Origin of the sequence: Cryobacterium sp. (assembly GCF_025463825.1) — a bacterium.
GTDB lineage: Bacteria > Actinomycetota > Actinomycetes > Actinomycetales > Microbacteriaceae > Cryobacterium.
Genome location: NZ_JAODBG010000147.1, coordinates 1 through 9,869 on the forward strand (window position 1 = coordinate 1; position 9,869 = coordinate 9,869).

Below are 9,869 nucleotides of genomic sequence, written 5' to 3' on the forward strand. Positions count from 1 at the left end.
TGGCCATGGTGGTCACCAACTGGCTCTTCCCGCTGTTCGCCCTCGTCATGCTCGGTGTCGTGTCCCTGTTCCGCTAGACCTCACATTCGCACCAAGGACATAGTGAGGAAATAAGGATCAGATCCCCACTGGGATCCTTATTGCCGCACTATTTCCTTATTGGGGGGCGTGGTGGGGGCGGCCGGCGGCGTGGCCGATGGCCGTGACGGCCAGGGTGATCACAGCGGTGAGGGCGATGCCCCAGCCGATGTGCACCATGAGCAGCAGGGCTCCGACGCCGGCTCCCACCCCGATCAGCACGATGGCCGCGAGGCGGCGGAACCAGGGCTGGTTCTTGCCGCCGCCGAACCAGGAATCCGCGGCGAAGCCGGTGATGGTGCTGGTCACGACGACGGTGGTGACATCCTTCACCGCGATGTGCCGTGCCACGGCGGCCTGCAGCCCCATGACGGCGGCCAGGAACCCGGTGATGAGCAGGTCGAACGGCGCCGGCGGCTTGCCGCCCAGTGCGAAGAGGGCGATGGCCAGCGCGGCCATCACCACGCCGACGGCGCCGAACAGCACCGTCGAGTGTGTCGTCCAGCCGGCCTTCACCGGGCGCAACACCCGGCCGCCGATCGCGGCACCCACCATGAAGGTGAACAGGGCGATCAGCGGGCCCACCACCGGCAGGTCGTCGGCGCCGGCCAGGGCCATGCCCAGGATGACCACGTTGCCGGTCATGTTGCCGGTGAACACCTTGTCCAGGCCGAGGTAGCCCACCGCATCCGCCACGCCGGTGGAGAAGGTCAGGGCCAGCATCAGACCGAGGTGCAGGTTGTCCGGCCGGCTGCGCAGGCGGTGGATGACGGGAGTAGTGGCCACGGTGGTCCTATCGGCTCGGGAATTGTCACGGTAGCGGCTGGTCGCAGTGCGCGCAAAACGGGCGCTATTCTCGACCAACGGGATCGGCGCCAGACCGGCGCCAACCGTTCCGACCCGATCCGCTCTGCCCTTGATCCGCCCTGCCCCCGATCCGTAAAGGCGCACCCCATGCCATTCGCCATCCTGCAGCCCGGCACCGGGCCCATCCGCGCCGCGCAGTACCTGCCGGCCACCGTCGACACCGTGCTCTGGGGGCGCCTGCCCTGCGCGACGGATGCGCCGGCGCTCGTCATCGACGCCGGCACCGAGGTCACCATCGACACGATCAGCCACGAGGGCGTTCTCGAAGACCAGGGCCGCGATCCCGTGGCCTACTTCGCCGGCCATGGCGTGGAGCGCGCCGCGGTGCTCGACGACGCCGTGCTGCTGGCCGCGTCGGACGACCCGCGAGACCCCCGGGTGGACGGCCCGCACCTCGTCACCGGTCCGATCCACGTGCGCGGCGCCACACCGGGCGACCTGCTCAAGATGACCGTGCTCGAGGCCACCCCGCGGGTGCCGTACGGCGTGATCTCCAACCGGCACGGCCGCGGTGCGCTGCCCGGCGAGTACCCCCTCGGCGAGGGCAACGTGAGCGTGTTCGCCGCCCTCGAGGACACCGCGGCCGGCCAGGTCGGCACCCTGCCCCTGGTGCCGGGCGGGGCGCGCAGCGTGCACTTCCCCCTCCGTCCGTTCCTGGGCATCATGGGCGTCGCCGTCGCCGGCGACGAACGGCCGCACTCGGTGCCGCCCGGCGCCCACGGCGGCAACATCGACATCAACCTGCTCACCGTCGGGTCCGCCCTCTACCTGCCGGTGCAGGTGGACGGTGCGCTGGCCTACGTCGGCGACCCGCACTTCGCCCAGGGCGACGGGGAGGTGGCGCTCACGGCCATGGAGGCATCGCTGCGAGTGACGATCCGTTTCGACGTGGTGACCCAGGCCGACGCCGTCGCGGCCTTCGGCGAACTGGTCGGCCCGTTGGCCGAGACAGCAGAGTTCCTGGTGCCGACCGGCCTGGACGCCGACCTCGACGAGGCCGTGCGCAAGTGCGTGCGCGCCGCCATCGACCTGCTCGCGGCCCGGTACGGCATGGACCGCACCCTCGCCTACGCCTACCTGAGCGCGGCGACCGACTTCAACATCTCGCAGGTGGTCGACCTCGTCGCCGGGGTGCACGCCCGGATCCGGACGGCGGACTTCGATGTCTGAGCCCGTGATCGTGCCGACCCCCACCACGGTCACCGGTGAACTGCCCGACGGGCTGCTCGCCGCGTTCGCCGGTTACGAAGAGGCCCTGGCCACGAACGACCTCGCCGCCCTCGACGCCTTCTTCGCCCCCGGCGAGCACACCCTTCGCGGCGACGCCACCGGACTGCTGGTGGGCCACGACGCCATTCGTGGCTTCCGCGGCGCCCGCAACGGCACCGTGGCCCGGGGCATCCGCGCCCTGCACGTTCGGGTGATCGACCCTGGGCACGCCCTGATCGTGTCGGTGAACGCTCCGGATGCCGGCGGCGCCGGCCTGGTGACCCAGCTCTGGGCGCTCTCCGGCACCGGCGCCTGGCAGGTCGAGGTCGCCCAGGTGGCCGCCCCGCCCGCCGCCATCTACCCCACCGTGTGGCGACTGGTGGGTACCCCGCTCGTCGCCGCGACGCCGCCTGGCGCCGTAGGCGGGCCCCTCGCCGGCGAGACCATCGCCGTGAAGGACCTCTTCGACATCACCGGTTTTCCGGTGGGCGCAGGCAACCCGACCTACCTGCGCGAGTCCGTGCCGGCCACGGCGACCGCGCCCGCGGTCACGGCCCTCCTGAGCGCCGGCGCGAGCGTGCGCGGCATCGCCCAGACGGACGAGTTCGCGTACAGCATCGCCGGCGACAACGAGCACTACGGCACCCCGCCCAACGTGCGGGTGCCCGGCGGTCTGCCCGGTGGTTCCTCGAGCGGACCCGCCGCCGCGGTGGCCCTCGGCCAGGCCGGCATCGGCCTGGCCACCGACACGGCCGGGTCAATCCGCGTGCCGGCCTCCTACCAGGGGCTCTGGGGGCTGCGCAGCACCCACGGCGCCGTCGACCGCGCCGGCCTGTTGCCGCTCGCGCCCAGCTTCGACACCGTCGGCTGGCTCACCCGCGGACCCGCCGTGCTGCGTGCCGCCGCCGCCGCGTCGCTCGAGCCAGCCCGGCAGATCGATGTCCCTGCCCGCTACGCCGTGTCCGGCGCGCTGGTTTTCGCCGCCGACGATGACGTGCAGACCGCCTTCGTCGCCGGACTCGACCGGCTCACCGACGCCGGCCTGCTTCCCGCCCCCGACCTGGTCGACGTCGGCGACCTCACCGAAGCCCTGCGGATCTTCCGCATCGTGCAGGCCGCAGAGGCCTGGCGGTCCAACGCCGACTGGGTCACCGCGCACCCCGGAGCCCTCGGCGGCGCCGTCGCGAGCCGGTTCGAGATCGCCTCGCGGAGCGACCCGGCCGAGGAAGCCGAGGCGCGCACCGCGCTGGCCGAGATCCGCGCGCGGCTGGACGCGGTGCTGGACGGACGCATCCTGCTGCTGCCGTCGGCGTCGTCGACCGCCCCGTCGCGGCGCGCCGACCCGGCCACCATCGACCGGACCCGCACGAACACCCTGACTCTGACCAGCCTGGCCGGGATCGGCGGCTACCCGGCGCTGTCCGTGCCGCTCCTCGACGTGGCCGGCGCCCCCGTGGGCCTCTGCCTGGTGGGACCGCGGCACACCGACCTGGCGCTCATCGACCACGCCACCGCGTTTATGAACTACCCACCGGGTTCGTGAACCACCCGAAACATGACTGAAACACCTGTTGCGTAAACTCAGCACGTGAAACACGTGATTCACAATTGCCGAGGGGTGAAACAGTCATTTCCAGTCTGCCGATCAATCCGCCGTCGCGTCTGTTGATGGGCCCCGGCCCGGTCAACGCCGACCCGCGGGTCCTGCGCGCCATGTCCGCCCAGCTCGTCGGCCAGTACGACCCGTCCATGACGGCGTACATGAACGAGACCATGGAGCTGTACCGCGGCGTCTTCAAGACCACCAACGAACAGACCCTGTTGATCGACGGCACCTCCCGGGCCGGCATCGAAGCGGCGCTCGTCTCGCTGATCAGCCCAGGCGACCGGGTGCTGGTGCCGATCTTCGGCCGCTTCGGCCACCTGCTGCGCGAGATCGCGGAACGCGCCGGCGCCGACGTGCACGTGCGGGAGATCGAGTGGGGCACCGTGTTCACGCCCGCCCAGATCGAGCAGGCGATCATCGAGATCCGGCCGGCGCTGCTCGCTATCGTGCACGGCGACACCTCCACCACCGTGGCCCAGCCGCTCGACGAGCTCGGCGACATCTGCGCCACGCACGGGGTGCTGTTCTACACCGACGTCACCGCGTCGCTGGCCGGCAACACCTTCGAGGCGGATGCCTGGGGCCTGGACGCCGTCACCGCCGGCCTGCAGAAATGCCTGGGCGGACCGTCCGGCTCGGCGCCGGCCACCTTTTCGCCGCGCGCGGTGGAGATCATCAATGCCCGCAAGAGCATCGAGGCGGGCATCCGCGAGGCCGGCGACGCCGTCAGTGCGCACCCCATCCGCTCCAACTACTTCGACCTGTCGATGGTCTTCGACTACTGGGGCCCGAAACGGCTCAACCACCACACCGAGGCCACCACCATGCTCTACGGCGCCCGTGAGTGCGCCCGGTTGCTGGTGGACGAGGGCATCGACGCGGCCGTTGACCGGCACCGGCTGCACGGCGCCGCCATGCTCGCCGGCGTGCAGGGCCTGGGGCTGGCGGTGTTCGGCGACCTGGGCCACCGGATGAACAACGTGGTGGCGGTGCGCATCCCCGAGGGTGTCACCGGGGACGCCGTGCGCGGAGAGTTGCTGAACGACTTCGGCATCGAGATCGGCACCTCGTTCGGGCCGCTGCACGGCAAGGTCTGGCGGATCGGCACCATGGGTTACAACGCCCGCAAGGACACCGTGCTGACCACCCTGGCCGCCCTCGAACAGGTGCTGCGCCGCGCCGGGGCTGGCGTCACCGGGGGAGGCGGCGTGGGCGCCGCCTACGAGATCTACCAGGATGCCGAGCGCGCGTCGACGACGGGCGTCGGCGAATGACCGGGCACGGCGACCTGGCCGCGCGCACCAGCGCCGCCGCCGTGCTGGCCCGCTGCGACGAGCTGGCCACCCACACTGACCTGCCCGACGGCCTGATCCAACGCGTCTACCTCTCGCCCGAGCACGCCGCGGTGAACGCCCTCGCCGCCGGCTGGATGCGCGAGGCCGGCCTGACCACCTGGCAGGATGCGGCCGGCAACCAGTGCGGCCGCCTCGAAGGAGCCACTCCCGGGCTGCCGGCGTTGCTGCTGGGCTCGCACCTGGACACGGTGCCCTCGGCCGGCCGGTACGACGGTATCCTCGGCGTGCTCACCGCCATCGCCGTGGTCGACCGCGTCCGAGCCAGCGGCCGCAGCCTGCCGTTCGCACTGGAGGTGGTGGCCTTCGGTGACGAGGAAGGCACCCGCTTCGGCACGGCGCTTTTGGGCAGTCGCGCGCTGGCCGGCACCTGGCTCGACGCCTGGTGGGAGCTCGCCGATGAGCAGGGCATCCGCCTGCACGACGCCTTCGAGACGTTCGGCCTCGACCCGGCCGCCATCGGCCGGGCGGCACGTACCTCCAACGACTTCGTCGGCTACCTCGAGACGCACATCGAACAGGGCCCGGTTCTCGAGGAGCAGGACCGCCCGCTCGGCATCGTGTCGTCGATCGCCGGCGCGCGGCGCTTCCAGATCACCATCACCGGCAAGGCCGGGCACTCCGGCACGCCGTGGGTGCACCGCCGGGACGCCCTCGCCGGGGCCAGCGAAGCCATCGTGGCCATCGAACGCCTCGCCCGCGACGCCGACCTGATCGCCACGATCGGCCACCTGGAAGTGTTCCCGGACGCCGTGAACGTGATCGCCGGCCGGGCCGAATTCAGCCTCGACCTGCGCGGCCGGTTCGACGCCGACCGCGACCTGGCCTGGCAGCAGATCGAGGCCCTGCTGGCAGAGATCTGCGACACCCGCGGCCTGCACGTAGGGGTGGAGCAGACCCACTCGGCGCCGGCCGCGCACTGCAGCGACCGGATGCGCGGGGTGATCGCCGCGGGCGTCCGGGCCGCCGGCGCCGGCACGGCCGACGCCGGCAGGGAGCCCCTGGAACTGCTGTCGATGGCCGGCCACGATGCCATGGCCGTCGGACACCTCACCGAGATCGGCATGCTCTTCGTGCGCTGCGCCGGCGGGGTGAGCCACCACCCCGACGAGTCGGTCACCGAGGCCGACGTCGCCGCCGCGCTGGACGCCTTCGAGGCCGCCGTGCTGGCCCTGGCGGATTCGCCGGGCGCTATGCCGGCACCGCAGGACCCGGCATGACGATGAACATCGGGCAGCGCATCGATGGGCGCTACGGCGAACTCTCACCGCAGGAGCAACGCGCCGCCGACTTCATCCTCGATCACATGAGCGACCTCGCCGTGTACAACGCTTCGGAGCTGGCCCGCCTCAGCGGTGTGTCGAAGGCCACGGTGTCGCGGCTGTTCCGCCGGCTCGGGTTCCAGAACTCTGCCGAGGTGCGCGACCACGCCAGGGCCCTGCGCAGCCTGGGCGCTCCGCTCGGCGGCCCGGGAGCCTCCGCCGGCACCCCGTCGCGCCTGGCGGCGCACGCGGAGGCCGAGCACGACAACCTGCGCCGGTTGCTGCTCACCCTCGAAGACGGCCGGCTGGATGCCGCGGCCCGGCTGGTGCAGTCGGCGCAGAACGTGGTGATCGTGGGGTTGCGCAACAGCTACCCGTTGGCACTGCATCTGCGGCAGCAGCTGGTGCAAGCGCGCGACCACGTGCGGCTGGCCCCGCTGCCCGGGCAGTCGCTCGGTGAGGAACTGGCCGGACTCGGCCCGCGCGACGTCGTGGTGCTGATGGGGTTCCGTCGGCGGATCGCCGGTTTCGGCGAAATCGTTGCGGCCATCCGGCGCCGGGAGGTCCCACTGGTGCTGATCGCCGACTCGTCGGCGCGCAAGTATTCCGACCAGGCCACGCACTGGCTGGAGTGTCCGGTGGACTCGGTGTCGGCGTTCGACAGCTACGCCACGGCCATGAGCCTCGTGAACCTGCTCGCCACCGGTGCGATGGGGGCGCAGGTGCGGGAGAGCCGCACCCGGATCGCGGCCATCACGAGCGTGTACGAGGACCTCGACGAGCTCGAAGCACCGTGGTGAGCGAAGTCCTGAACCGACCGGTGGACGGGGCGACAGTTCGGGTGCTGTCTCACGCCGGTGCCGACGGCGCATCGACGTCGAGCCCGGTACCGAGGTCGTCGCAGTCCACCGCCTGTACGCCGTTGGCCAGCAGATACGGTCTCGCGCCGGTGTCACCGGTGAGCCCGGCACGCAGCGCAGCCCAGTGGGCGCGCCCGATCACCACGGGATGCCCGGGCCGGCCGGCGAAGTGCGCCTGCCGGAGTGTGTCCGGCGTCACTGCCGTTGCCAGCCGCCGCACCGTGGCCGCGCTGAGGTCCGGCACATCCACCGGGACCAGGACCACCGCAGTGACGGGAGCCTCCGCCGTGTCGGCGGCACTGTCGGCGGCACTGTCGGCGGCCCTGTCGTCGGCACTGTCGGCGGCTGGCCTTCCAGCATCCGGCCCGTCAGTATCCGGCCCGCCAGCGTCTGCCTCCGGCCCCGAAAGCTCGGCCAGCCCCGCCGACAGGGACGCCGACAGCCCGTCCGCCCAGTGGGCCGCGTGCACCACCCGCAGCCGGTCCGGCCGGTCGAACCGGCCGACCGAGCCGCGCAGCAGGGTCTCGGCCTCGGCGCCGCCGGCACCGAGGACCACGAACACCGGATCACAGCCGCCGTCCGCCAGGGCGAGGGCGGCGCGCACGACCCACGGCTCGCCGGTCGTATCCACGACGAGCGCCTTCGGGCTGCCGTACCGGGCGCCAGCGCCCGCCGCCAAGACCAGGCCGGCCAGCCGGGGCCCGGCCGCCCGAGGAATGACGTTCAAGCGCATGACTGTCATCGTAAACGCTGTGGCCGCTCTCGTTCCGTCTGCACTCCCCATCCCGCCACACGCCACCCGGAGGACCCCATGACCACGATTCCTGTCGGCGACGAGCTGAGAAAAGCCCTGCTGGCCTGCCTGGCTGTTCCGCGCTGGGCCGACGATGTGACCGACCAGGCGCCGTTCGGCTCGGCTGCCGCGCTGCTCGAGGCCGCCAGGGCAGCGGCCACCCCGCTCAGCCGCGCGGAAGTCGACGAGGCCGTGGCAGAGCATCCGCGGATCGGCGAGAAGCCGACGGGCAGTTCGCGGGCGGCCGGCTTCTCCCGCGCCGAGCAGGTCTCCGTGGACGCCGACGACGCAGACCTGGCGGCCGCAATCGCCGCCGGCAACACCCGCTACGAACGGCGCTTCGACCGGGTGTTCCTCATCCGCGCGGCCGGCCGCAGCCGCCGCGAGATCCTCACCGACCTCGAACGCCGGCTCACCCTCGACGATGACACCGAGGCCGCCATCGTCGGTTCGGAGTTGCGGGAGATCACCATGCTCCGGTTGGCGACTCTCGCCCGTCAGTGGCAGGATGACTCGGTGCACGAAATCGAAACAACCGACCCAGTGGCGCCGACGGGCGATGCGCGATGAGCCCGCGCAGCCACGTCACGACGCATGTGCTCGACGCCGTGTCGGGCAGCCCCGCGACATCCGTGGGGGTCGTCCTCGAGCAGCACCTCGAGGGCAGCTGGCACGAGTTGGCGACCGCCCGAACGGATGCCGACGGCCGGGTCGCGGACCTCGGCCCCGAGGCGGTCTCCGCCGGGCGCTACCGCGTCACCTTCGATACCGGCTCGTATTTCTCGGCCCGGGGGCAGACGACCTTCTACCCGTACGTCACCATCGTCTTCGAACTCGACGATGAATCGGCGCACTATCACGTGCCGCTGTTGCTCAGCCCGTTCGCGTACTCCACCTACCGGGGCAGCTGAGCGCTACTCGGCCGGGGCCTCGGCGGCGGTTGTGACCGGATGGCGGCTCTCGATTTTCTTCACCAGCGCGGCAGCGGGAAGCAACGCCAGCCCGAGCGGCAGGACGACTGTGCGCAGCGGCACCACCACGAGGTTGACCGCGTCGAGGGCGAGGCTGGTGCGGCCCTGCGCGTTGAGGGCGATCAGCCAGCTGTCCAGTGAGCCGGCCACGAGGATGCCGAACAGCGTCAGGGCCACGCCGGCGCCGAAAACCCAGACCGCGGTGGTGCGGGGTGCGGACGCGAGGGGTGCCGCTGTACTTGGAACCGCTGTGCTTGGAACCGCTGTGCTTGGAACCGCTGTGTTTGTTGCAACTGCGCCTGGGGCCACCGCGCTGGGTGCTTCGCTGCTGCGCTCGATCGCGCGGGCGACGAAGAATGCTGCGAGCATCAACGGGCCGAGCGGCACGAACAGGGCCCTGGTGACGTCCAGCACCGAGTACCACCAGCTGTTCACGAGGGACTGCAGGATCTGGGATCCCGCCATCCGGAACAGGAAGTCCAACGCGGCCTGTAACAGGGCGCTGCCCACCAGGAGTGAGATGCCGATCCAGAGGAAGGCGCGGGCGGAGAAATTTGCGGGCATGACGTCCCTCCTGGCCGAGCACTGGGAATCGCGCTGGTCGTGCTGCCCAACCTAGCGGTCGGCGAGCACCTGCTGCCAGAGACTGGGCCTGCTGTTAGAACGGGGGAGGACTGTCCCGCATGTCGTCGGGCGGCGGGGCTGCCGGGGCTGCCGGTGTTTCTGGTGCCGATGCCTGGGTGGCGGGTGGGCCGAGGTAGGTGTCCGGGTAGGTGCGGTGGGTCTGCCCGGCCGGGGAGGTCCAGACCAGCACGCCGCCGGGTTCTTGCTCGACGGCCCACAGGGTGTGGTGTTTCAGCCGGTGGTGCAT

General features: G+C 71.5%; 10 protein-coding genes and 1 pseudogene. 7 read left to right on the forward strand and 4 right to left on the reverse strand.

Features of this window, described 5'->3' with window-relative positions:
• Positions 1–156: 156 nt before the first annotated feature.
• A complete protein-coding gene (locus JWP54_RS17550; protein ID WP_367274241.1) occupies positions 157–864 on the reverse strand; it encodes a YoaK family protein in 708 nt (235 codons plus the stop codon).
• 168 nt (positions 865–1,032) lie between these two features.
• On the opposite strand from JWP54_RS17550, the gene JWP54_RS17555 reads away from it, so the two are divergent.
• From JWP54_RS17555 to JWP54_RS17575, 5 genes are all read left to right on the forward strand, one after another.
• Positions 1,033–2,115 (forward strand): acetamidase/formamidase family protein, encoded by a 1,083-nt coding sequence (locus JWP54_RS17555; RefSeq protein ID WP_297374905.1) that lies wholly within the window; start codon positions 1,033–1,035, stop codon positions 2,113–2,115.
• Positions 2,108–3,697 (forward strand): AtzH-like domain-containing protein, encoded by a 1,590-nt coding sequence (locus JWP54_RS17560; RefSeq protein ID WP_297374908.1) that lies wholly within the window; start codon positions 2,108–2,110, stop codon positions 3,695–3,697. The genes JWP54_RS17555 and JWP54_RS17560 overlap by 8 nt, the downstream gene beginning before the upstream one ends.
• 125 nt (positions 3,698–3,822) lie before the next feature.
• The gene (locus JWP54_RS17565; RefSeq protein WP_297374912.1) at positions 3,823–5,034 is read left to right on the forward strand and encodes an alanine--glyoxylate aminotransferase family protein; all 1,212 of its coding nucleotides are present in this window, start codon (positions 3,823–3,825) and stop codon (positions 5,032–5,034) included.
• Positions 5,031–6,332, forward strand: a complete 1,302-nt coding sequence (locus tag JWP54_RS17570) for an allantoate amidohydrolase (RefSeq protein ID WP_297374915.1) — start codon at positions 5,031–5,033, stop codon at positions 6,330–6,332. The genes JWP54_RS17565 and JWP54_RS17570 overlap by 4 nt, the downstream gene beginning before the upstream one ends.
• Entirely contained in the window at positions 6,329–7,174 is an 846-nt protein-coding gene (locus JWP54_RS17575) for a MurR/RpiR family transcriptional regulator (RefSeq protein WP_297374918.1), read from the forward strand. Before JWP54_RS17570 ends, JWP54_RS17575 begins: the two co-directional genes overlap by 4 nt.
• Positions 7,175–7,223: 49 nt before the next feature.
• On the opposite strand, the gene JWP54_RS17580 is transcribed toward JWP54_RS17575, so the two are convergent.
• On the reverse strand, positions 7,224–7,967 hold the full coding sequence (locus JWP54_RS17580; RefSeq protein ID WP_297374922.1) for an NTP transferase domain-containing protein: 744 nt from the start codon (positions 7,965–7,967) through the stop codon (positions 7,224–7,226).
• 78 nt (positions 7,968–8,045) lie between these two features.
• On the opposite strand from JWP54_RS17580, the gene uraD reads away from it, so the two are divergent.
• Together uraD and uraH are read left to right on the forward strand one after the other, a co-directional pair.
• Positions 8,046–8,597: a 2-oxo-4-hydroxy-4-carboxy-5-ureidoimidazoline decarboxylase gene (gene uraD / locus JWP54_RS17585; RefSeq protein WP_297374925.1), complete on the forward strand. Its 552-nt coding sequence runs from the start codon at positions 8,046–8,048 to the stop codon at positions 8,595–8,597.
• On the forward strand, positions 8,594–8,938 hold the full coding sequence (gene uraH / locus JWP54_RS17590; RefSeq protein WP_297374928.1) for a hydroxyisourate hydrolase: 345 nt from the start codon (positions 8,594–8,596) through the stop codon (positions 8,936–8,938). The genes uraD and uraH overlap by 4 nt, the downstream gene beginning before the upstream one ends.
• A gap of 3 nt (positions 8,939–8,941) precedes the next feature.
• On the opposite strand, the gene JWP54_RS17595 is transcribed toward uraH, so the two are convergent.
• Both JWP54_RS17595 and JWP54_RS17600 read right to left on the reverse strand, forming a co-directional pair.
• Positions 8,942–9,562 (reverse strand): hypothetical protein, encoded by a 621-nt coding sequence (locus JWP54_RS17595; RefSeq protein ID WP_297374930.1) that lies wholly within the window; start codon positions 9,560–9,562, stop codon positions 8,942–8,944.
• 94 nt (positions 9,563–9,656) lie between these two features.
• Positions 9,657–9,869 (reverse strand): annotated as a pseudogene (locus JWP54_RS17600) (HNH endonuclease); the annotation flags it as partial.